The sequence below is a fragment of the Yersinia hibernica genome (genome assembly GCF_004124235.1).
Classification (GTDB): domain Bacteria; phylum Pseudomonadota; class Gammaproteobacteria; order Enterobacterales; family Enterobacteriaceae; genus Yersinia; species Yersinia hibernica.
The window spans coordinates 1,895,399-1,918,196 of sequence record NZ_CP032487.1; the positions used below are offsets into that span (position 1 = coordinate 1,895,399).

A 22,798-nucleotide genomic window follows, 5' to 3' on the forward strand; every position below is an offset into this window, starting at 1 on the left:
TCCTTCGGCTGCCAATTTTGGATAATAGGCGGCTTTTATTTTTTTAGGCTCTGCAATGACTGAATACCTGCTCCTGTTTGTCGGTACTGTTTTGGTAAATAACTTCGTTCTGGTCAAATTTCTTGGCCTGTGCCCTTTCATGGGCGTCTCCAAAAAACTGGAGACCGCCATTGGTATGGGGTTGGCAACCACGTTTGTACTGACACTGGCCTCGGTGTGCGCCTGGATGGTTAACAGCTTTATTTTGCTGCCTCTTGGCCTGGTCTATTTACGCACGCTGGCCTTTATTTTAGTTATCGCGGTCGTCGTACAATTTACTGAATTGGTGGTGCGCAAAACCAGCCCCGCGTTGTATCGCTTGCTAGGGATCTTTTTGCCCTTAATCACCACAAACTGTGCGGTATTGGGTGTCGCCTTGCTTAATGTCAATCAATCTCACAATTTTATGCAATCGGCGGTTTACGGCTTCAGTGCTGCCGCCGGTTTCTCTCTGGTGATGGTGCTCTTTGCTGCCATCCGTGAACGGCTGGCGGTTGCTGACGTCCCGGCACCGTTTCGCGGCTCATCCATTGCGCTGATAACCGCTGGGCTGATGTCATTAGCCTTTATGGGCTTTACCGGGTTGGTGAAGTTCTAATGATGTCGTTATGGATTGCCATTGGTGCATTAAGCACATTGGCGCTGATTTCCGGTGCTGTGCTGGGTTTTGCTGCCCGCCGTTTCCAAGTAGATCAAGACCCGGTTGTCGAACAAATTGACGCCATTTTACCGCAGAGTCAGTGTGGCCAGTGCGGTTATCCCGGCTGCCGCCCCTATGCCGAGGCGGTCTCCGCTGGCGGCGAGTACATCAATAAGTGCGCCCCCGGTGGCGAGCAAGTGATGCTCAAACTGGCCGCGTTACTGGCTGTTGAGCCACAACCATTAGATGGCGATGAAGCCGCCGCCCATCCGCAGCGCAAAGTTGCCTTTATCGATGAGGCCAATTGCATTGGATGCACTAAATGCATTCAGGCCTGTCCGGTGGATGCCATTGTGGGTGCGACTCGCGCGATGCATACCGTATTGTCTGATCTCTGTACCGGTTGTGACCTCTGCGTCTCACCTTGCCCGACCGATTGCATAGAAATGGTCCCGGTGGCGACCACCACGGCCAACTGGAAGTGGGATTTGAGCACCATTCCCGTCAAAAATCTGCCTAACTCGTTGGCGGCCTCGCAGATGATCCCGGTGAAAATGATAGATGTGGAGCAACATGTTTAAGCTGTTTACTGCCCGTCAACACGATAACATCTGGGATTTTGACGGCGGCATTCATCCGCCGGAAATGAAGTTGCAATCAAGCACGGTGCCAATGCGCATCGCGACCTTGCCTGAACACATGATTATCCCACTGCAACAGCATCTGGGGCCGGAGGGCGAATTGCGGGTGCGTACCGGTGAGCGGGTGTTAAAAGGGCAACCCCTGACCGTGGGCCGTGGCCGCACCGTGCCAGTGCATGCACCGACTTCCGGTGTCATCACCGCCATTGCCCCCCACACCACCGCCCATCCCTCCGGTTTGGCCGAGCTGTGTGTGCATCTCACCCCTGATGGCGAAGACCGCTGGCGCGAGCAACAGCCGTGGGCTGATTATCATCAGCGGAATAGCAGCGCCCTGTTGGATAGAATTCATCAGGCGGGTATCGCCGGGTTAGGCGGTGCGGGTTTTCCAACCGCCAGTAAGTTACAGGGCGGTGTGAACAAGGTTACCACACTCATCATCAACGCGGCTGAGTGCGAACCTTATATCACGGCCGATGATCGTTTGATGCAAGACCATGCTACAGAAGTGGTCTTGGGGATTCAGATTTTAATCCACCTGCTGCAACCCCAACAGGTGCTGATTGGCATTGAAGATAATAAACCCGCCGCTATCACCGCGCTACAGCAGGCGCTGCGGGGTCAGAATGCAATACAGTTACGCGTGGTACCCACTAAATATCCATCGGGCGGGGCCAAGCAACTGACCAAAATCCTCACCGGCAAAGAAGTGCCTTTCGGTCAACATTCGTCATCGATTGGCGTATTGATGCAAAACGTCGGCACCGTCGTGGCCATCAAGCGGGCAATTATTGACGATGAACCCTTAATTGAGCGGGTCGTGACCTTAACTGGCGATGCATTAACTCAGCCGGGCAATTTCTGGGCCAGAATCGGCACCCCCGTCAGCCACTTATTAAAGCTGGCCGGTTTTATAGCGCAAAACCAGCCGATGGTTATTATGGGTGGCCCGTTGATGGGCTTTACTCTGCCCAGTTTGGATGTGCCGATTGTTAAAATCAGTAACTGTATTTTAGCCCCGACCGCGGCTGAAATAGGGTTAGCCGAACCCGAGCAGTCTTGCATTCGCTGTGGTTTATGTGTGGATGCTTGTCCGGCTGGCCTATTGCCTCAGCAGCTTTATTGGTTTAGTCGGGGCGAAGAGCATGAAAAAGCTCGCAATCATAACTTATTTGATTGTATTGAGTGCGGTGCCTGTGCCTATGTTTGCCCGAGCAATATTCCGCTGGTGCAGTATTATCGCCAAGAAAAAGCGGAGATCCGCGCCGTTGACCAAGAAAATGCGCGGGCTGCAGCCGCAAAAGCGCGTTTTGAAGCCAAACAAGCCCGTCTGCAACGGGAAAAATTGGCGCGCGAATTGCGCCACCAGCAAGCCGCAGTCAAACTCAGCGATGGCGACCAACAAAAGGTTGAAGCAGCCATCAGCCGCTTAGCTCGCACAGCCAACAATACTGATTCAGCTATCAGTGTCACCCCTGGGGAAACACCGGATAACAGTGCCGCCATTGCCGCGCGCGCAGCCCGTAAAGCACAAGTTAGAGCACGCCAGGCCGAGAAAGTGACGGAAACCACCACGCAGGCGCTGGACCCACGTCAAGCCGCAGTGGCCGCCGCCATCGCCCGCGTTAAGGCCAAGAAAGCCGCACAGGCGCAGCTTGATGCTGAACCGGTCAAGGTGGAAAGTGACGCACCGGAGCAAGACCCGCGTAAAGCCGCAGTGGCCGCCGCCATCGCCCGCGTTAAAGCTAAGAAAGCTGCCCAGGCCGCCGCTAATCCAGATTAAAAGCCAATGCCCACTGGACTGACGCCCGCTAATCAGGTGTCAGTTCACTGACATCAGATAGGTATAGGCCGCGCTGATATCACGCATTTTAGATTCAGCATGGCAATTATCTATTTCAATAACTTCCATTTCTACCCCACCGCCATACTCATCCCGCAGCTTAGGCAATACTTCGTTGAACAAGTATATAGAAAACTTTATGCATTCTTTGGCGTTACCCTGATGGGATATCGACAAAAATTCGCCCGCTGGGATAGCAAGATGGTCTATCTCGCGATGCCCTTGAATTTCATGGCGTTTGTCTTTGTCAATGGCCGTCGAGTAATACACACTTTTCTGCCCTTGCTGGCACTTATTGGCAGAAAACAGGGAATATACCCGCTGGCAAGAGAAGTTAACTTCCTTAAAGAAATCGAGCAAAATTTCATCTTTCATCGCCATACAAGATGAATGCTGGCCACTGCAATGATTATGCTCATCAAAGTCCAACCGCCGGGTAAAGCCCACCAGCTCTTGCTCTGGCAAGGATATCCGTTTGATTTCTGGCGTATAATTTTCATAGAAACTGAACCGGGGCAGCATCCCTTCCACCGCCCACTGTGCCATCTGGCGAAAACTATTGGGGGTCACGCCAAAGCGCTTCTTAAAGGTCCGCGTAAAGGTTTGTTGCGAATCGAACCCCAGTTCATCCGAGATTTCAATGATTGGTCGGCGTGATATACGCAACGCCACCGCAGCGCGCGTCAATACCCGCCCACGTATATAGGAAGCTAATTGTAACCCCACAATACTTTTAAATTTGCGTTGCAGATGCCATTTTGAATATCCGGAAATCTTTGCCACATCATCCAGTGTTGGGCGTTTTTCTAAATTAATTTCAATCCATTCAATTAATTCATCTATAAACAATATGTCTTCGTTTACCATTTCATTATTCTTTAAATATATAATTATACTGCATACTACATACTACATTAATCTATCATTATGCCAACGCTTTTCTCAACTCTCATCTCAACCGTTAAAAAATCGTTAACTTACAATTAATTACAAATACCCCCTCACTAATCATCCCGATTAAAATCATACTATTGAGTCTCACACTTACTGGCTAAAGTCTAATTACTTTCGCCGAGAAAAACATATTTTTTCTATTCGCGCTGTTACGATTCAGATATAAATTGCAAGCTAATTTTTTTGCTGGGTGTTGCTTATTAACCTGCGATTAACCTAATGCCGCGCGCTATATGCGGAATAATACCCCTATGATTAAGGCGTATTACACTCTGTCTGAATAGGGTAGAATGCGGCACGCATATTACCCCTGACGGCTGAGTGTATTGATGCCCGTAAGTATTGACTTACCCGCGCGATGCCTGCGTTTGAGAACCCGGTTAAGAATTCGACATATGGTTGTAATTTCATGAAATTCAGGCCTGTTACATCGACCCAAAACAAAGGGTTGCAGATAGCCAGCTCCCCCTTTACACATCAGCAACGCAGCACCCGCAGTATTATGCTGCTGGTTATTTTGGCCTGCATTCCGGGGATTGTCGCCCAGACCCTGTTTTTTGGCTACGGCAGCCTGATTCAAGTGGCGCTGGCCATGGTGACCGCCGTGCTGGCGGAAGGCGCGGTGTTGCAATTACGCAAACAACCGGTGCTAGTGCGGTTACAGGATAACTCTGCCCTGCTCACCGGGTTACTTTTGGGGATAAGCCTGCCCCCACTGGCCCCTTGGTGGATGATTGTATTAGGCACCTTATTCGCCATTGTCATTGCCAAGCAACTCTATGGCGGTTTGGGGCAAAATCCGTTTAACCCCGCCATGGTCGGCTATGTCGTTCTGCTAATTTCATTCCCGGTACAAATGACCAGTTGGCTGCCCCCGCAGCCATTACAGGGAACCGCGGTTGGGTTTTATGACAGCGTGTTGACCATATTCACCGGCTTTACCCATAACGGCGCGGATATTCACCAACTTCAAATAGGTTATGACGGCGTCAGTCAAGCCACGCCGCTTGATAGCTTTAAAACGGCGCTACGCTCCCAAGCGCCAGCGCAAATTTTGCAACAACCTATCTTTGCTGGGAGTCTGGCGGGGGTGGGCTGGCAATGGATTAACCTCGGTTTTCTGGCCGGCGGCCTATTCTTACTGTGGCGTAAAGCTATTCACTGGCATATTCCGGTGAGTTTTCTGTTGGCCTTGGCCGGGTGCGCCACCCTCAGTTGGCTGATAGCGCCACAAAGTTTTGCCCCACCGCTGTTGCATCTGTTTTCCGGTGCCACCATGTTAGGGGCTTTTTTTATTGCCACCGACCCGGTCAGCGCCTCAACAACCCCCCGTGGTCGCCTGATTTTCGGCGCCTTGATTGGTATTCTGGTGTGGCTGATTCGGGTTTACGGCGGTTATCCCGATGGCGTAGCATTTGCCGTGCTGCTGGCCAACATTACTGTGCCGCTGATTGACCACTATACCCAGCCACGCGTTTATGGCCATCACCGTGGGCGCAAATAAGGATCCGTTATGCTAAAGACTATGCAGCGTCACGGCATCACTCTGGCACTGTTTGCCGCCGGCGCCACCGGATTGACCGCAGTGGTGAATGCCCTGACCGAAACAACTATCGCCCATCAGGCCGCCCTACAACAAAAAGCCCTGCTGGATCAGGTTGTTCCAGCTGAAAACTATGACAATGACATGCAAGCTGAATGTTACGTTGTCACGAATTCGGCACTGGGCAATCTGGCCCCGCACCGCCTCTATCTGGCACGTAAAGCAGGCCAACCGGTCGCCGCCGCGCTGGAAACCACCGCCCCCGATGGTTATTCCGGGGCCATCCAACTCTTGGTCGGGGCCGATTTTCACGGCAATGTATGGGGCTCTCGGGTGATTGAACATCACGAAACCCCCGGCCTTGGTGATAAAATTGATATCCGCATTTCTGATTGGATTGACCATTTCCGTGGTCAACATGTGGCTAATCAGCAAGATAAGCGCTGGGCGGTGAAAAAAGACGGTGGCGATTTTGATCAGTTCACTGGGGCCACCATCACCCCAAGAGCAGTGGTGCGCGCGGTGAAAAATACGGCGCTGTATTTAGAAACGCTGCCGGCAACGCTTGATGGGTTGCCCGCCTGTGGAGAGAGTCAATGAGTGAAGCCAAAAACCTGTTAGCCCAAGGCCTGTGGAAAAATAACTCTGCATTGGTGCAACTGCTGGGCCTCTGCCCGCTCCTGGCGGTCTCATCAACCGCGACCAACGCGCTCGGTTTGGGTCTAGCCACCACCTTGGTTTTAGTCTGTACCAACACCGCCGTATCCGCACTACGCCGCTGGGTACCGCATGAAATCCGTATTCCTATTTATGTCATGATCATTGCGTCTGTGGTCAGTACCGTGCAAATGCTGATTAATGCCTATGCCTTTGGTTTATATCAATCTTTAGGGATATTCATCCCACTGATTGTAACCAACTGTATTGTGATTGGCCGGGCGGAAGCTTATGCCGCGAAAAATCCCGTGGGACTGTCAGCATTGGATGGCCTGGCCATGGGGCTGGGGGCCACTTGCGCACTATTTGTCTTGGGTTCGCTACGTGAAATTCTGGGTAACGGTACCCTGTTTGACGGCGCTGATATGCTGCTCGGTCACTGGGCAAAAGTGCTGCGTATTGAAGTTTTGCATCTAGACAGCCCATTCCTGTTGGCCATGCTGCCACCGGGTGCATTTATCGGCTTGGGCCTGTTGTTGGCCGCGAAGTATGTCATTGATGAGAAAATGAAAGCGCGCGCAGCCAAAGCACCCGCAACCGCGCCACAAGCTCAAGATATCGTGGTAGAGAAAACGTAATGAATAAAGAAAAACGTATCGCTATTTTGACCCGCTTGCGGGATAACGACCCACATCCCACCACCGAATTGGTTTACAGCAGCCCCTTTGAGCTGCTCATTTCTGTGCTGTTGTCAGCACAAGCCACTGATGTCAGTGTGAATAAAGCCACTGCCAAGCTCTATCCGGTGGCCAATACCCCACAGGCTATATTGGATCTGGGGGTTGATGGCCTCAAGTCATACATAAAAACTATTGGTCTGTTTAACACCAAAGCCGCGAATGTCATCAAAACCTGCCGTATTTTGCTGGAAAAACATCAAGGTGAAGTGCCAGAGGATCGTGCTGCGCTCGAAGCCCTACCCGGTGTCGGCCGCAAGACCGCTAATGTGGTGCTAAATACCGCTTTTGGCTGGCCAACCATTGCCGTTGATACCCATATATTCCGTGTTTGTAATCGCACCGGCTTCGCCCCGGGCAGCAATGTTGATCAGGTTGAGGCCAAGTTGCTCAAAGTGGTTCCCGCCGAATTTAAACTAGACTGCCACCACTGGCTGATTCTGCATGGCCGCTATACCTGTGTCGCGCGCAAACCGCGTTGTGGCTCATGCATTATTGAAGATTTGTGCGAGTTTGATGACAAACGCGATATATAAACATGATTGTCCAGCGCGTTTCAGCGGCCCAGGTGATCCCGCGCCGCTGCTCGATTCATCGGCAGCCTTTGAAGTGACTCATAATGATTAAATAAAATTAATGTATTTTTTGGCGTTTTTATCAAAACAGACTCATATTTGTGATGCAGCAAAATAAATACAAATTTATTTAATGTATTTTTAAAATATGAGGAATCAATGAATGAGCAAAATATGTCTTTTTAATAATAGTGCTAAAGTCAAAAAATCTCATTACTCATTAGTCAAAATCTGTATAACACTCATCGGGTTCAGTAGCTTTGCTCCCCTTCCCTTATTAGCCATGACATATCGCGACAATACCGTTGATTTACCGGTGACAGCCAGTGGCTACAAATTGGTTAACGGCAAATATGTGATAAACAGTTTTAATATTACCAGTGGGCAAGATCCGAAAGGTAATATAAACAATGGTACCACCCGAACTTGGAGTGGTAATTCCGCGAGCATCAATTATCAAATCGGGCGCAGTGGTTCTAAGGGCGTGGCAAACTGGTTTTCAAGCAATATAAAAGCCAATCAAACGACATTTAATCATGACCCTGGTGATCTCAATTTTGCCTTCCTCGGCACCATGACACTGACACTGAGTGGCGGTGTGCTTGGCAAGAATCAAGACACTTATACTATTCCCAATGTAACCTTGGCACAGGGGCATGCGGGCTTATCAAACAACTGGTGGTTTGGCGGGAAAACCTGTAGTTATCAAGGAAATAATATGGTTCGTTGTAGCGGAACCAGCAGTGCGGGCTATGCGGCGACATTTGATTTTCGCCGCGGCGGCAGTGGGAATCCTGTTAACTCGGTTGAACTAAAAAATATTAATATCCCGCAATACACCACTTATGGCCTGCAAAGTGATTATTCAGGTGAAAATACACGATGTGTTTGGCAACCATCATCACAGTGCCCTCCTTTTGTCACCTATTACAACAGCACGCAATCCGCCACGATTAAATTGTCGGTTGCAAATAACCGTTTATATAATGCGCAAGGGGCACTGTTTGATACCACCCGAGCTAATCTTAGCCATAGTGGACAACCCGCCGCCATATTTGTCATGGACGGTTCAGGCAATATTTATGCAAGTAACCAGAATAAAGTCTATCTATTCCACCATTCGTCATTATTAGCCGGCACATCCGTCAGTGCCGCCGGAGAACTATTTGTTAAAGCTGGCGTTATTCAATCTGCCACCAATTGTTCTGGACATTATCGCACTCCGAACACCTCAATGGTTCAATTGCGGGACTCACTTAATCGCCAAGGTTATTCTGGCACCTATGCAGTCGACTATTGTTCCGATGACCAAATGAAACGCATTCTGAAATCTCAAGGTGTGGCACCTTAATCGCCCAAATTAATATCTACCGGCCCTGCTGTTTAAAGTGCAGTATGGCCGGCATAATTTCTCACGATAAACCCCCTCTATGCCGCGATTGCGCTATTCGATTAGACGCCGCTACTGCGCCCCACTAAACTTGTGACAAAATAGACTCAAATAGTTAATTATTTTGTTACCTATTTGAAACAAAAAACACCTGCGGCGTATCATCATGAAATTTAAATCGGCCATAAAACCCTATACCGGCGCAGCTGGTGGCTGGGGATCCCTTGAAGCCACCACGCGCTTTGTGTTGGACAGCAAGCAAGCATTGAAAAACATTCGTAATTTGCTGCGTGTTAACCAGGTTAAGGGCTTTGACTGCCCGGGCTGTGCTTGGGGCGATGACAATCACAGCACATTCAGTTTTTGTGAAAATGGCGCAAAGGCCGTCAGTTGGGAAGCCACGCGCAAAGCAGTGGAGCCAGAGTTTTTTGCTGAACATAGCCTGACAACTCTGCGCCAACAAAGTGACTATTTTCTTGAATATCAAGGGCGCATCACCCATCCGATGCGCTATAACCGCGACACTGACCGCTATCAGCCCATCAGTTGGGACAGTGCTCTGGCGCTAATTGCCAAACATATTAATGGGTTGGAAAGCCCAGATCAGTTGGAGCTCTATACTTCAGGCCGCGCCAGCAATGAAGCTTCTTACCTTTATCAACTGTTTGGCCGCATGCTGGGGACCAATAACTTCCCCGATTGCTCCAACATGTGCCATGAGGCCAGCGGCACTGGGCTGAAACAGAGTATTGGTGTGGGTAAAGGCACCATTCGTATGCAGGACTTCGAATTGGCTGACGCCATTTTCGTTTTCGGGCAGAACCCGGGCACCAACCACCCCCGCATGTTACACAGTCTGCGCCATGCCAAAGAGCGCGGTGCACGGATTGTCAGCTTCAATACCTTGCGCGAGCGCGGGCTAGAGCGCTTTGCTGACCCACAAAACCCAATTGAAATGTTGACGCCTAAATCCTCGCCCATCAGTTCGGCCTATTTCCAACCTCATCTGGGGGGTGATATGGCGGCGGTACGCGGGATGGTGAAAGCATTATTGGAAACACATCGCCAACAGCTGGCTCAAGCCCAACCCGGCCTATTTGATGAGGAATTTATTCGCACACATACCCAAGGGGTAGATGCGTATCTGGCAGCGGTTGATAATACCTCATGGGCCAAAATCACCCAGCAATCGGGCCTAACAGAGGCACAGATACGCCATGCCGCCGGGGTTTATCAGCATGCCGAACGCGTTATTTTGACTTGGGCGATGGGCATTACTCAACACAAACACTCGGTGATAACTGTCAGAGAGCTGGCCAACCTGCAACTGCTATTTGGTCAGTTAGGCAAGCCCGGCGCAGGTTTATGCCCGGTCAGAGGCCACAGTAATGTGCAAGGCAACCGCACCATGGGGATTGATGAAAAACCCTCAGCCGCGATGTTGGCGCGTTTGGGCCAGCATTTTGGTTTTACCCCGCCTCAAGCCGCGGGACATAACACGGTAGAAGCCCTGGAGGCCATGCTGCGGGGTGAAGTCAAAGTATTGCTGGCGCTGGGGGGGAATCTGGCCGCCGCGGCACCGGATACCGAGCGCACGGCGCAAGCATTACGCCGCTGCGAGCTAACTGTGCATATCAGCACCAAACTCAATCGTAGCCACCTGATTACCGGCACTGAAGCGCTTATCCTGCCGACCTTAGGGCGCACTGAGCGCGATATGCAAGCCACCGGCTCACAATTTATTACGGTCGAAGATTCATTTAGCATGGTGCATGCCTCTGAGGGCGTGGGCAAACCACTGGCAGAAACTCAGCACTCTGAAACCGCCATCGTCTGCGGTATCGCCAATGCTGTTTTTGCGCGCCAGCCTGTTGCAGCTAACCGGCTCGATTGGCTGGCACTGGCCGATGATTATAATTTGATTCGTGACCATATTGCCGCCACCACCCCGGGGTTCAATGATTTCAATGCCCGCTGTGAGCACCCCGGCGGCTTCTATCTGGGCAACGCGGCGGCGCAAATGCAATTTGACACCCCGAGTGGCAAAGCCGAGTTTTGTGCAGCAATGCTGCCCGAGGGCCTGTTCCCGCAGCTAGCCGGGGATCAGGCCCCTTTTGTGCTGCAAACCTTGCGCTCACATGACCAGTACAACACCACTATTTATGGTCTTGATGACCGCTACCGCGGGGTGTATGGCCAGCGGGAGGTGCTGTTTATTAACCCGCAAGATTTGGCGGCGCTGGCATTAGACGATGGCGATTTAGTTGAAATTGAAACCCTGTGGAATGATGGAATTACCCGCAAAGTTAGCGGTTTCAAATTAGTGAGCTACGATATTCCGCGCGGCAATCTGGCGGCTTACTACCCTGAAACCAACCCGCTGGTGCCGCTATCGAGCTTTGGTGATGAAACCCATACCCCCACCTCGAAATCCGTACCGGTGGCGGTGCGGCGCTGGCAGCCGCCGCAAACGCAGCGCATTGCTTGAACTCCGTGATAAAACTGGCCCGCATTGCTCGGGCCGTTTTATCTCAAGTGATGGCGCATAAAGTGGCAGCCAAAATACCCATACTTTTAACGGTGAATTCCCTAACCCGATGATATGCCGCTTGCCCGACGGGACTGATTCGCGTAAAACTGTCAGCCGGATTAATCCCTCTAACTCACACCATTCACTGGACGATATGTTTCAAGATAACCCGCTGCTGGCGCAGCTAAAACAGCAACTTCACACTCAGACTCCGCGCGTCGAAGGCGTGGTTAAAGGTACTGAGAAAGGCTTTGGATTTCTTGAGGTAGACGGGCAGAAAAGTTATTTTATTCCGCCGCCACAGATGAAAAAAGTCATGCATGGCGATCGTATTATTGCCACCCTTCACACCGATAAAGACCGTGAAATTGCTGAACCGGAAACCCTGGTTGAGCCATTTTTGTCGCGCTTTGTTGGCCGGGTACAACGAAAAGATGACCGCCTGTCTATCGTCCCTGATCATCCTCTGCTGCGTGATGCCATTCAATGTCGTCCGGTGCGTGAACTGACGCACGATTTCCAGACCGGTGATTGGGCTGTGGCTGAAATGCGCCGCCATCCATTAAAAGGTGACCGCGCCTTTAATGCGGATTTAACCGCATTTATTACTGATGGCGACGATCATTTCGTCCCTTGGTGGGTCACGTTAGCTCGCCATAATCTGGAGCGTGAAGCACCCGCGATGGTTGAATCTGCGCTGCATGATGGCCAACTGCAACGTGAAGATTTGACCGCGCTTAATTTTGTCACTATCGATAGCGCCAGCACCGAAGATATGGATGATGCCTTGCAGGTGCACGACAACGGCGACGGTTCGCTGTTGTTGACCATTGCTATCGCCGACCCTACCGCATATGTCGATGAAAACAGTGAGTTGGATTTCATTGCCCGCAAGCGCGCATTTACCAACTATCTGCCGGGTTTCAACATCCCAATGCTGCCGCGGGATTTATCTGACAATCTGTGTTCACTGCGCCCGAATGAACGCCGCCCGGTGTTGGTGTGCCGAGTCACGGTCGCTGCTGATGGCGCGCTGGGAACTGACATCCAGTTCTCGGCGGCCTGGGTTGAGTCAAAAGCCAAGCTGGTTTATGACGAAGTTTCAGATTGGTTAGAGGGGCAAGGTGACTGGCAGCCGCAAAATGCCGAGATAGCCGAGCAAATCACATTACTAAAACGTGTGTGTGAGGCCCGCAGCAATTGGCGTCAAGCGCACGCGCTGGTGTTTAAAGACCGGCCAGACTATCGCTTCTTGTTGGGCGAGAAAGGTGAAGTGCTGGATATCATAGTCGAACACCGCCGCATTGCTAACCGGATTGTTGAAGAGTGCATGATTGCCGCCAATGTCTGCGCGGCTATTGCGCTGCGTGATAATCTTGGTTTTGGTATCTATAACGTGCATACCGGGTTTGATCCGGCGCTGGTTGAACAAGCGGCAAATGTGTTGCAAGCCAATGGCGTTGAAGCTTCCCCAGCCGCGCTGCTGACGCTGCCCGGCTTCTGTGAATTGCGCCGTCATCTTGATGCGCTGCCGACTCAGTTCCTTGACAGCCGCATCCGCCGTTTCCAAACCTTCGCCGAAATCAGCACCGTTCCCGGCCCACACTTCGGTTTAGGGCTTGAGGCCTATGCCACCTGGACGTCGCCAATTCGTAAATATGGCGATATGGTCAACCACCGCCTGCTGAAGGCTATTATTACCGGTCAGCCAGCGGAGAAACCACAGGATGAAATCACGCTGCAACTGGCTGAGCGTCGCCGCTTTAATCGTATGGCGGAGCGCGATGTCGGTGACTGGCTGTATGCGCGTTATCTCCAGCCAGTGGCCGGTACGGATACCCAATTCCCGGCGGAAATCATTGATGTCACGCGGGGGGGCCTGCGGGTGCGCTTACTGGATAATGGCGCGGTGGCCTTTATTCCTGCGCCATTTATTCATGCCGTGCGTGATGAAATGGTGTGCAGCCAAGAAACCGGCACGGTACAAATCAAAGGTGAAACGGTTTACAGCCAGAGCGACAAAATCAACGTGCGCATTGCAGAAGTGCGGATGGAAACCCGTAATGTGGTGGCCCGCCCAGTAGTTTAGTGCGCTACTCGCCTGAAAATCTATGCCGTGGTGATGTACAGTATCCCACGGCTTTTTTATTCCCCCTTATTTGATCGGCAGATTCTACGTTTTGAGGTATCCGTAGCGCGCTATATGTAAACAAATGATACTAATTATGTACAAAAAAACAATTCGCCCATCACATTTCTTACTTTCGCTACTTTTCTTTCACATTAAAGCCCCTATGTTAACTAGCAGTTTGCATCTTTTTGCCAAAACAGGTGCGTATAGCCGTTAACTTCCTCACAGAACAAGGAGTCGTTACCCATGAAAAACGTCAAGACTGTCGTCATTTGGCTGACCGTGGCGTTAATTGGTGCATTTGCTTTTGCCATGCTGGCACTTAGCCGTGGCGAACATGTCAACGCCATTTGGCTGGTGATTGCATCGGTGGCTTGCTACAGCATTGCATACCGCTTTTACAGCCTGTTTATTGCCAAGAATGTCTTTGAGCTTGATGACCGCCGTTTAACCCCTGCGGAGCGGCGTAATGATGGCCTGGATTATGTGCCGACCAATAAATGGGTGCTCTTTGGTCACCACTTTGCGGCTATTGCCGGAGCCGGGCCACTGGTGGGGCCAATACTGGCCGCCCAAATGGGCTTCTTGCCGGGCACTATCTGGATTCTGGTTGGGGTCATGATGGCCGGTGCAGTGCAGGACTTCTTGATTCTGTTTATCTCCACCCGCCGCGATGGCCGCTCTCTGGGGGAGATGGCCAAACAAGAGTTAGGTGCTTTTGCCGGGGTTATCACCATGTTAGGCGCATTGGGCGTGATGATTATCATCTTGTCGGCACTGGCATTGGTGGTGGTTAAAGCGCTGGCCGATAGTCCTTGGGGCCTGTTTACCATTGCCGCGACCATCCCAATCGCCCTGTTTATGGGCGTGTATATGCGGTTTCTTCGCCCGGGTAAAATCGCCGAAGTGTCATTAATTGGTTTTGTGCTGATGATGGCGGCAATTATTTACGGTGGGAATATTGCCGCACACCCATACTGGGGGCCATTCTTCACATTGCACGGCACCACACTGACCTGGGTGTTAGTGATTTACGGCTTTATTGCCTCGGTGCTGCCGGTATGGCTGCTGTTGGCACCGCGCGATTACCTGTCTACCTTCCTGAAAATTGGCGTCATCATCGGTCTGGCGATTGGTATTGTATTCGCCATGCCGGAAATGAAAATGCCAGCCGTCTCGCGCTTTATTGATGGCAGCGGCCCGGTATTCTCCGGCAGCCTGTTCCCGTTCTTATTCATCACCATCGCCTGTGGTGCGATTTCCGGTTTCCATGCGCTGGTCGCCAGTGGCACCACGCCGAAACTGATTGAGCGCGAAAGTCATACCCGCTTTATCGGCTATGGCGCGATGTTGATGGAGTCCTTCGTCGCCATTATGGCGCTGATTTGTGCCTCCGTTATCGACCCCGGCGTCTACTTTGCCATGAACTCGCCAGCGGCGCTGATTGGCACCACGGTAGAAAGTGCCTCGCAAGCCATTAACAGCTGGGGATTTGTGGTCACACCTGAAACTCTGGCGATGGTTGCCAAAGATGTCGGCGAGAACTCGATATTATCGCGTGCTGGCGGCGCACCGACGTTTGCGGTCGGGATGGCACATATCATCAGTGAAGTCTTTAATAGCCGTAATATGATGGCGTTTTGGTATCACTTTGCCATTCTGTTTGAAGCCATGTTTATCTTGACCGCCGTGGACGCGGGCACCCGTGCCTGCCGCTTTATGGTGCAAGATTTGGTCGGCGTGGTGGTGCCAAGCTTGGCAAATAACCGTTCATGGTTTGGTAACTTATCCGGCACCACGGTGGCCGTCGCTTGTTGGGGCTTCTTTGTGTATCAAGGTGTGGTCGACCCACTGGGCGGTATCAATACCTTGTGGCCACTCTTTGGTATCGGTAACCAGATGCTGGCGTCGATGGCGCTAATTTTAGGCACCGTGGTCCTGTTTAAAATGAAGAAGCAGCGCTATGCTTGGGTAACCATCCTGCCCACTATCTGGCTGTTTATTACCTCCATGACGGCAGGCTGGCAGAAGATTTTCCATGAAAAACCGAGCATTGGCTTCTTGGCGCAGGCGAAGAAATTCTCAGCCGGTGTCGAGCAAGGTGTTTTAATTGCCCCGGCCAAGAGCATTAAGGACATGGAAACTATCGTGTTTAACAACCAGATCAACGCCGCCTTGTGTGCATTCTTTATGTTGGTGGCGGTGACCATGCTGATTTCATCGGTCTTCGTGGTTCGTCGGGCGCTGAAGTCCAGCAAACCAACCACCCATGAGACTGAAATAGTCTGGCGTGAGGAGAGTGTTCGTGGCTAATGCAGGGGTTCCGTTTCGCAACCGAGGTGGCGTTTCACCGGCCACATCACGGCAAATTACGCGCTGTATACCGCTGGTTCCGGTGGTTAAGCACCCGACCACGTTATGGGCTTGGGTGCGTCTTATAGCGCAGCGGGTGGCACAAAGTTTCCGGCTGATGGTCGGCGTACAAGATTACGGCAATTATGTTAATCATATGCGTCGTCATCATCCCGCTACGCCGCCCATGACTGAACGGGATTTCCACCGTTATTGCTTGGAAGCCCGCTTCCCCAGCAAGGGCGGCAAGTTGGGGAAATGCCCGTGCTAGGGTAAAAACCGCTTGAGGCCAACCAAGTAAGTGACACCGTCACGCCCGGTAATATTCTAGCCGGGCGTTTTTTATATTTCCGCCTATCAGTGCCGATACTAGCCCAAGATGGCGGAGCCAAATGCGCCCTGCCAATCATGTTCAAACTGCTCGACCGCCGCTTTCACCGCCGGGGTGCTAATAAATTGCTCGGCCACATCCACCGGGATAGTGACCGACTGGCAGCCCGCCAACAAGCAATCCAGTACCTGACGCGGGGTGCGGAAGCTGGCGGCCAATACTTTTGCCCCCGGGGCATGTAGGGTCAGCAACTGCTGCAACTCGCGCACCATCGCAATGCCATCCCCGCCCTGAGCATCCAAGCGATTGACATAAGGCGCGACATACTCAGCCCCTGCCAAGGCCGATAGCAGCCCTTGCCCAGCACCGTAAACCGCCGTGCCCAGTGTCGGGATGGACATTGACTTCAATTTTTTGATTGCCGCTAACCCCTCAGCAGTCGCAGGCACTTTAATCACCAACCCCGGCACGCGCTGGGACAGCAATACCGCCTCTGAGACCATCAATTCACTGTCACTGGCTAAAACCTGGGCGAAGAGTTTGCCGGTTCCCCCCAGCGCATCACGCAATGCCGGCAGCACCTCCCAGATAGGTTTGCCTGCTTTGGCTAAAATACTGGGATTGGTCGTCACCCCCTGCAAAGGCAGAACACGCGCCAGACGTTTAACTGCGGCCACATCTGCGGTGTCGAGATAAAGCTCCATAAAAACCTCCAGAATTGTTTACAACGAATGGATTAACCAAGAATCATTAGTCGCAATCATAGACCAAGCACTAAACCATTATGTGATCCTTATCAAATAACTTTCATTCGATAGTCATTTATACTTCAAACGAAAGTTTATTTAGTGGGCAGAGCCTGATGAACCTAAGACAGCAAACCATTTTACAGTTAGTGAATGACCGCAAGCGGGTGAGTGTCAGTGAGTTAGCACAAGCCACCGAGGTGTCCGAGGTCACTATTCGCCAAGACCTCAATGTGCTGGCAAAGCGGGGCTTACTCAAGCGGGTGCATGGCTCGGCTATCGCCCTTGAGAGTGAAGATATTGATGTCCGCATGATGCGCCATTTTGCCATCAAGCAAAAACTGGCCAATTATGCCGCCTCACTGGTCAAGGACGGCGAAACCCTATTTATTGAAAGTGGTAGCAGCAATGCGCTACTGGCCCACCAGTTGGCACAGCGCCCTGGCATCACACTGGTGACCGTCAGCGGCTATATTGCTCGACAATTAAAAAACTCTGCCTGCGAAGTCATTTTACTGGGGGGGATTTATCAGAAGAAAAGTGACAGCATGGTTGGCCCTCTGACACAATTGTGTTTGCGTCATGTCAATTTCAGTAAGGCTTTTATTGGTATTGATGGCTATCAAGTAGACACCGGATTCACCGGGCGCGACATGCTGCGCGCCGATGTTATCAACAGTGTATTGGCTAAAGGTAGCGAAAATATCATTCTGGCTGATGCCTCAAAATTTGGGCAGGTACATCAAAACTTACTTGCCCCGACCTCTGGTGTCAGCCGAGTGATAACCGATAGCCGCTTGCCGGCCTACTACCAACAACAACTCACAGCCCAAGGTGTTAAAGTCGATATTATAAGCGAATAATCAGTAATTTACCCTTAGTGCAACAACGTTGCTGGAGTGATAATCGTGGCAGAAATAACCTTTACTCGTGAACAAACACAGCGCATGACATACAAACTGCAGCGCTATCTGGAGCACGAACACCATATCGAGCTGGAAGACTTTGATGCGGAATTTTTACTGCAATTCATCAGCCGCGAATTAGGCGCGCATTTCTACAATCAGGGCATCAATGATGCCATCACACAAATCGAAGCAAAAATGCTCGATATCAGTGACGCCATCTTATGGCTGGAAAAACCCGTGCAAGACTGAGCACGGGGTTGTCACCCCTGGCCATTATTGGCCGTAATAGGCATTTTTGCCGTGTTTACGCAGGTAGTGTTTGTCCAACAATTGTGGCTGCATAGTGCCCAGTTGCGGGTTCAACTGGCGAGAGAAAATCCCCATGTAAGCCAGTTCTTCTAATACCACCGCATTGTGGACGGCATTGTCAGCACTGGTTCCCCACGCAAATGGCCCGTGCGAATTGACTAAAACAGCGGGCACATCCTCAGGTTTAAGCCCCCGTTTATCGAATGTTTCGACAATCACATTGCCGGTTTCCCACTCATAACGGCCCGCGATTTCCTCGGCTGTCATCAGCCGGGTGCAAGGAATGGTGCCATAGAAATAATCAGCATGCGTGGTCCCCCAGGCGGGCAAATCCAGCCCGGCCTGCGCCCAGATAGTGGCATGGCGCGAATGGGTATGAACAATACCACCAATTTGTGGGAAATTAAGATAAAGCACCCGATGAGTATCAGTGTCCGATGACGGTTTTTTACTGCCCTCCACCACTTTGCCGGTTGCCAACTCGACCACCACCATGTCCTCCACGGTCATGACATCATATTCCACCCCCGAGGGTTTAATCACCATCAGCCCACTTTGCCGGTCGACGGCACTGACATTGCCCCAGGTGAAGGTGACCAGATTGTGGCGCGGTAGAGCCAGATTAGCAGCCAGCACTTGCTGCTTCAGTGGGTTGAGCATGATCGTATCCTGAATAACTGAATTTGTCCCATTTTCAGCGCGTCAGGTGAGAACCGGTATGGGCGAAATAGCTATAAACTGCGTGCAGATCAGCTAGAAAGTGCAGTCTGAGAGATGGGCAATCGGTGTCGCCGAGCTTTGTTGCGCATAGACAATGAGTTAATTCGGCTTTTAGCCTCAGATAAAACTTAATTCCGCCCCTGCGCTGAGTAAATTAAGACTATTTACCTATTAAATGTTTTACGGATATTTATACTGGTTTACAGCGGCAACAAAACCCATTTTTAGCATTAATTCTAAATTAAAGTCTAAATGCCACTTTTTATTCCAAACACTAACTTAACAAGACTTCGGCTAAAATTGATACAATGTCTATACTTAGTAAGGCAAGATAACTTTGATACGGATAATTCAGTAGCTATCACCTGCTCATCTGTATATAGCCACAGTCTGGAGAATGATGATGATAATCAATAAACGCTTTGCTACTGCCGCACTGGCACTGACTCTGACTTTATCTCTGTCTGCATGTTCTAACATGTCCAAACGTGACCGTAACACCGCAATTGGTGCCGGGGCCGGCGCTGTTGGTGGGGCGGTATTGACTGGCAGTACCCTAGGGACGTTAGGGGGTGCGGCGATTGGTGGGGTTATTGGCCATCAGGTTGGTAAATAACTTTTATCCTTTGTTCTTGAAACTGTAGCATTGTTGGCGGCTCTCAGGCACCCGGATCACTGAACCCCCTCAGCTCATCGGGATTTCTTCGTTTGCCGCCTAGCTACAGCCCCAATAACGTCGGATAATCTCTTTTGTGCTTGAAACGGAAGGTTATTTTCACCCTCCCGCCAGCTTCACTTGCATCCCTTTGGCTTCGAGCAGTTGCTTGAGAAGGTCCCGTTTATCCCCTTGAATCTCAATGATGCCGTCTTTCACCGCCCCACCGCAGCCACACTTCTTCTTCAACTCTGCCGCCAGTTTCTCCAGCATTTCATCACTGCCATCAATCCCGGTAATCAGACTCACACCTTTTCCCTTGCGGCCACTGGTCTGGCGCTGGATTCGAACAATACCATCACCCTTAGGTCGCTGTGGTTTTACCTCAGCCTCCGTGATACGGCCAGTATCAGTTGAATACACCAAACGGCTATTATCCTGGCTCATGATGCCCCCTGAGTCAGGGAGGCGCGAATGTCAGTCAGCGTTTTTTCCGGATCAGGGGATTGGGTGATCGGGCGCCCTATCACCATATAATCCACGCCAACACTAAGCGCTTGTTCTGGCGTCATAATTCGGCGCTGGTCACCCGCCTCGCTACCTTCAGGGCGAATCCCCGGCGTCACCAACTTGAAATCCTCGCCACACACCTGTTTCAAGCGCACAGCTTCATGGGCTGAACACACCACACCATCCAAGCCACAATCCCAAGTCAGTTTCGCCAACCGCTCAGCTTGCTCTGCGGGGGTGATGTTAATACCAATATCACGTAAATCTTCACCATCCATGCTGGTCAGCACCGTGACGGCAATCAGCAAAGGGGCTTGCTGACCGTAAGGTAATAAAGCCTCTTTGGCCGCAGTCATCATGCGCGCCCCACCACTGGCATGGACATTCACCATCCACACCCCAAGCTCGGCCGCCGCTGCAACAGCGCGGGCCGTGGTATTGGGAATATCGTGGAATTTCAAATCAAGGAAAATCTCAAAGCCGCGCTGTTGCAGGTCACGAACCAATTGCGGGCCATATAAGGTGAACATCTCTTTGCCCACTTTTAGCCGGCAATCATGCGGATTAACACGATCAGCAAAGGCTAGCGCCGCGTCTTTATTGGCATAATCCAGTGCAACCACGATCGGGGAAGATATTGAGCCACTGTTATTAGTGTGAGTTGCAGACGTCATTTTCAAGCCTTTTTCAGTCAGTTAGTCATGATAACCACGACATTCTACAGGGTGTAACACTGAAATTACAGCATTCGGGCTGCACCGCGATGTGCCCCTATTTGTCAAAGTTTGCTTGGCTAGGTCAATTCAGGTCAAGCCAATCGCCAGCCCATAACCGCCATTAAGTAAAAAAGCTTCAAGAAACGTAAAATATCAATCAAATAATTTGATTATATCGCTCAGTTTTTTGTGATTTTATTTAAATAACCATACCGTATCATACACTCCATCGCAGACAACGAATGTCTAAATAATGATTTAAATAATAATTTATTATTCAAATCATAAACATGAAACTGGAGTTCTTAATGAAAAATATTAAATATATTATCCCTGCATTGGCACTGTCTTTCGCTTCATTCGCCAGCGTTGCCGCAACACAAATTCAGCATGCGCCCGCTACAGGAGCCAATGAAATTGGCATCATCTCCGCCAGTAATGCAGGAACATTGACCGAATTAGAGCATGCATTGGCTAAAAAAGCAGACCAAGCCGGTGCCACATCATTCCTGATTACCTCTACAACCGGTAATAATAAATTGCACGGTACCGCCATCATTTATCGCTAAGCTAGCGCTTCACCTTGGCTATCTCCGGGCTTGCAGCACTAACGGCAAGCCCGCAATCTATTTCTCCTGCTGCTGACAATGACCATCCCTCTCACTGTTTCCCCCTGTCGTGCAGTAGCTCGCGCGCCGGAAAACTGAGGATCAGATGCGCGATGACACCACCGACTACCCCCCAGAACGCGGAGCCAACGCCCAACAGTGTTACACCACTGGCGGTTATCAGAAATGTGATAATCGCGGCATCACGCTGGCGTTCATTTTCCAGTGCGCGATACATGCTGCCAGCAATGGTGCCGAGCAGTGCCAGCCCAGCAATAGTGTGGATCAGCGCCAGCGGCAGTGCGCTAAAGAGCATGCCGATAGAGCCGCCGAACACCCCTGCGACCAAATAAAAAAAACCTGCGGCCACCGCCGCCATATAGCGTTTTTTCGGGTCAGGATGAATATCTTCGCCCATACAGATTGCCGCAGTAATGGCAGCAATGCAGATAGTAAATCCGCCGAATGGCGCCAAAACGAGCGCGGTCAGTGCAGTCCATGAAATCAGGGGAGAAACCGGTAAATGATAGCCATGCGCTTTCAATGTGGCGATGCCCGGCGCATTTTGCGAGGCCATGGTCACGATGAAAAATGGCACCCCGATACCAAGAACAGTTGCGAGTGTGAAATGCGGCATCACAAATGTGGGGGTGGCAACGGTCAATGTCTGGCCATGTAGCGCAATATCGCCCTGAGCCCCTGCCACCAGCAGCCCGGCGGCCAAGGCAAGCACAATCGCATAGCGCGTTAACAGGCGTTTTGCCAGTAAGTATACCAAGCACATGGTACTGACCAGGGCAAAATGACTTGATAGCGAAGTAAAGGCATCCAGACCGAAGCGCAGTAAAATCCCCGCCAACATCGCCGCTGACAGTGCCTGGGGAATATAATGCATCAGTCTGGCAAATAAGCCTGTCACGCCACATAACAAGATAAGCCCAGTGGCAAACACAAAAACCCCCACGGCCTCATTGAGCGGCGTACCGGGCAAACTGGTGACCAACAGTGCCGCGCCGGGCGTTGACCAGGCGGTGACCACCGGCGTGCGGTAATAGAGTGATAAGCCAATGCTGGTCACCCCCATGCCTAGCCCCAGCATACTCAGCCAGCCGCCGATTTGCGCCACACTGGCCCCCGCCGCCGCTGCCGCCTGAAAGATTATTGCCGCCGAACTGGTATAACCGACCAAAACGGCGACGAATCCGGCGATAACCGCCGAAAAAGTTAAATCTGATAAACGCAAATGCAATGCCATCGGGGAAA

At 51.2% G+C, this 22,798-nt stretch carries 22 protein-coding genes; 16 read left to right on the forward strand and 6 right to left on the reverse strand.

Annotated features, from left to right (window positions below; genetic code table 11):
• Nucleotides 1-55 precede the first annotated feature (55 nt).
• From rsxA to rsxC, 3 genes are read left to right on the forward strand one after another with little or no spacing between them, the layout of a single operon-like run.
• Nucleotides 56-637 (forward strand): electron transport complex subunit RsxA, encoded by a 582-nt coding sequence (gene rsxA / locus D5F51_RS08900; RefSeq protein WP_013649928.1) that lies wholly within the window; start codon nt 56-58, stop codon nt 635-637.
• Nucleotides 637-1,260 carry an electron transport complex subunit RsxB gene (gene rsxB, locus D5F51_RS08905; RefSeq protein WP_129196243.1) on the forward strand — a complete coding sequence of 208 codons (624 nt, stop codon included), beginning with the start codon at nt 637-639 and terminating at the stop codon, nt 1,258-1,260. Before rsxA ends, rsxB begins: the two co-directional genes overlap by 1 nt.
• Complete coding sequence (rsxC, locus tag D5F51_RS08910) at nt 1,253-3,103, forward strand: electron transport complex subunit RsxC (protein ID WP_129196245.1); 1,851 nt, start codon at nt 1,253-1,255, stop codon at nt 3,101-3,103. Before rsxB ends, rsxC begins: the two co-directional genes overlap by 8 nt.
• Before the next feature lie 39 nt (nt 3,104-3,142).
• Here the strand turns inward: rsxC and D5F51_RS08915 are convergent, their stop codons facing one another.
• Nucleotides 3,143-4,030 carry a helix-turn-helix domain-containing protein gene (locus D5F51_RS08915; RefSeq protein WP_129196247.1) on the reverse strand — a complete coding sequence of 296 codons (888 nt, stop codon included), beginning with the start codon at nt 4,028-4,030 and terminating at the stop codon, nt 3,143-3,145.
• Between the two features lie 496 nt (nt 4,031-4,526).
• On the opposite strand from D5F51_RS08915, the gene rsxD reads away from it, so the two are divergent.
• From rsxD to D5F51_RS08960, 9 genes are all read left to right on the forward strand, one after another.
• Nucleotides 4,527-5,621 (forward strand): electron transport complex subunit RsxD, encoded by a 1,095-nt coding sequence (gene rsxD / locus D5F51_RS08920; protein WP_162301717.1) that lies wholly within the window; start codon nt 4,527-4,529, stop codon nt 5,619-5,621.
• 9 nt (nt 5,622-5,630) lie between these two features.
• Complete coding sequence (gene rsxG / locus D5F51_RS08925) at nt 5,631-6,260, forward strand: electron transport complex subunit RsxG (RefSeq protein ID WP_129196249.1); 630 nt, start codon at nt 5,631-5,633, stop codon at nt 6,258-6,260.
• On the forward strand, nt 6,257-6,955 hold the full coding sequence (locus D5F51_RS08930; protein WP_129196251.1) for an electron transport complex subunit E: 699 nt from the start codon (nt 6,257-6,259) through the stop codon (nt 6,953-6,955). The genes rsxG and D5F51_RS08930 overlap by 4 nt, the downstream gene beginning before the upstream one ends.
• Complete coding sequence (nth, locus tag D5F51_RS08935) at nt 6,955-7,590, forward strand: endonuclease III (protein ID WP_129196253.1); 636 nt, start codon at nt 6,955-6,957, stop codon at nt 7,588-7,590. The genes D5F51_RS08930 and nth overlap by 1 nt, the downstream gene beginning before the upstream one ends.
• Before the next feature lie 202 nt (nt 7,591-7,792).
• Complete coding sequence (locus tag D5F51_RS08940) at nt 7,793-8,980, forward strand: hypothetical protein (protein ID WP_129196255.1); 1,188 nt, start codon at nt 7,793-7,795, stop codon at nt 8,978-8,980.
• A gap of 205 nt (nt 8,981-9,185) precedes the next feature.
• The gene (locus D5F51_RS08945; RefSeq protein ID WP_129196257.1) at nt 9,186-11,507 is read left to right on the forward strand and encodes an FdhF/YdeP family oxidoreductase; all 2,322 of its coding nucleotides are present in this window, start codon (nt 9,186-9,188) and stop codon (nt 11,505-11,507) included.
• A gap of 196 nt (nt 11,508-11,703) precedes the next feature.
• Nucleotides 11,704-13,638: an exoribonuclease II gene (locus D5F51_RS08950; protein ID WP_129196259.1), complete on the forward strand. Its 1,935-nt coding sequence runs from the start codon at nt 11,704-11,706 to the stop codon at nt 13,636-13,638.
• A gap of 288 nt (nt 13,639-13,926) precedes the next feature.
• Nucleotides 13,927-15,993, forward strand: a complete 2,067-nt coding sequence (locus tag D5F51_RS08955) for a carbon starvation CstA family protein (protein WP_129196261.1) — start codon at nt 13,927-13,929, stop codon at nt 15,991-15,993.
• Entirely contained in the window at nt 15,986-16,303 is a 318-nt protein-coding gene (locus D5F51_RS08960) for a YbdD/YjiX family protein (RefSeq protein WP_025378215.1), read from the forward strand. The genes D5F51_RS08955 and D5F51_RS08960 overlap by 8 nt, the downstream gene beginning before the upstream one ends.
• A gap of 98 nt (nt 16,304-16,401) precedes the next feature.
• On the opposite strand, the gene fsa is transcribed toward D5F51_RS08960, so the two are convergent.
• Complete coding sequence (gene fsa, locus D5F51_RS08965) at nt 16,402-17,067, reverse strand: fructose-6-phosphate aldolase (RefSeq protein ID WP_025378214.1); 666 nt, start codon at nt 17,065-17,067, stop codon at nt 16,402-16,404.
• Between the two features lie 158 nt (nt 17,068-17,225).
• On the opposite strand from fsa, the gene D5F51_RS08970 reads away from it, so the two are divergent.
• Together D5F51_RS08970 and D5F51_RS08975 are read left to right on the forward strand one after the other, a co-directional pair.
• Nucleotides 17,226-17,972, forward strand: a complete 747-nt coding sequence (locus D5F51_RS08970) for a DeoR/GlpR family DNA-binding transcription regulator (RefSeq protein ID WP_129196263.1) — start codon at nt 17,226-17,228, stop codon at nt 17,970-17,972.
• 45 nt (nt 17,973-18,017) lie between these two features.
• Nucleotides 18,018-18,266, forward strand: a complete 249-nt coding sequence (locus tag D5F51_RS08975) for a DUF2164 domain-containing protein (RefSeq protein ID WP_025378211.1) — start codon at nt 18,018-18,020, stop codon at nt 18,264-18,266.
• Between the two features lie 24 nt (nt 18,267-18,290).
• Here the strand turns inward: D5F51_RS08975 and araD are convergent, their stop codons facing one another.
• A complete protein-coding gene (gene araD, locus D5F51_RS08980; protein WP_025378210.1) occupies nt 18,291-18,986 on the reverse strand; it encodes an L-ribulose-5-phosphate 4-epimerase in 696 nt (231 codons plus the stop codon).
• A 460-nt stretch (nt 18,987-19,446) separates the two neighbouring features.
• On the opposite strand from araD, the gene osmB reads away from it, so the two are divergent.
• Nucleotides 19,447-19,662: an osmotically-inducible lipoprotein OsmB gene (gene osmB, locus D5F51_RS08985; RefSeq protein WP_025378209.1), complete on the forward strand. Its 216-nt coding sequence runs from the start codon at nt 19,447-19,449 to the stop codon at nt 19,660-19,662.
• A 159-nt stretch (nt 19,663-19,821) separates the two neighbouring features.
• Here osmB and yciH read toward each other — a convergent pair whose 3' ends face one another.
• Together yciH and pyrF are read right to left on the reverse strand one after the other, a co-directional pair.
• Nucleotides 19,822-20,148, reverse strand: coding sequence for a stress response translation initiation inhibitor YciH (gene yciH / locus D5F51_RS08990; protein WP_087769515.1), 327 nt, complete (start codon nt 20,146-20,148; stop codon nt 19,822-19,824).
• Nucleotides 20,145-20,885, reverse strand: a complete 741-nt coding sequence (gene pyrF / locus D5F51_RS08995) for an orotidine-5'-phosphate decarboxylase (RefSeq protein WP_129196265.1) — start codon at nt 20,883-20,885, stop codon at nt 20,145-20,147. Before pyrF ends, yciH begins: the two co-directional genes overlap by 4 nt.
• 350 nt (nt 20,886-21,235) lie before the next feature.
• On the opposite strand from pyrF, the gene bhsA reads away from it, so the two are divergent.
• A complete protein-coding gene (gene bhsA, locus D5F51_RS09000) occupies nt 21,236-21,496 on the forward strand; it encodes a multiple stress resistance protein BhsA (RefSeq protein ID WP_025378207.1) in 261 nt (86 codons plus the stop codon).
• A gap of 91 nt (nt 21,497-21,587) precedes the next feature.
• Here bhsA and D5F51_RS09005 read toward each other — a convergent pair whose 3' ends face one another.
• Complete coding sequence (locus tag D5F51_RS09005) at nt 21,588-22,790, reverse strand: benzoate/H(+) symporter BenE family transporter (RefSeq protein ID WP_129196267.1); 1,203 nt, start codon at nt 22,788-22,790, stop codon at nt 21,588-21,590.
• Nucleotides 22,791-22,798: the final 8 nt, after the last annotated feature.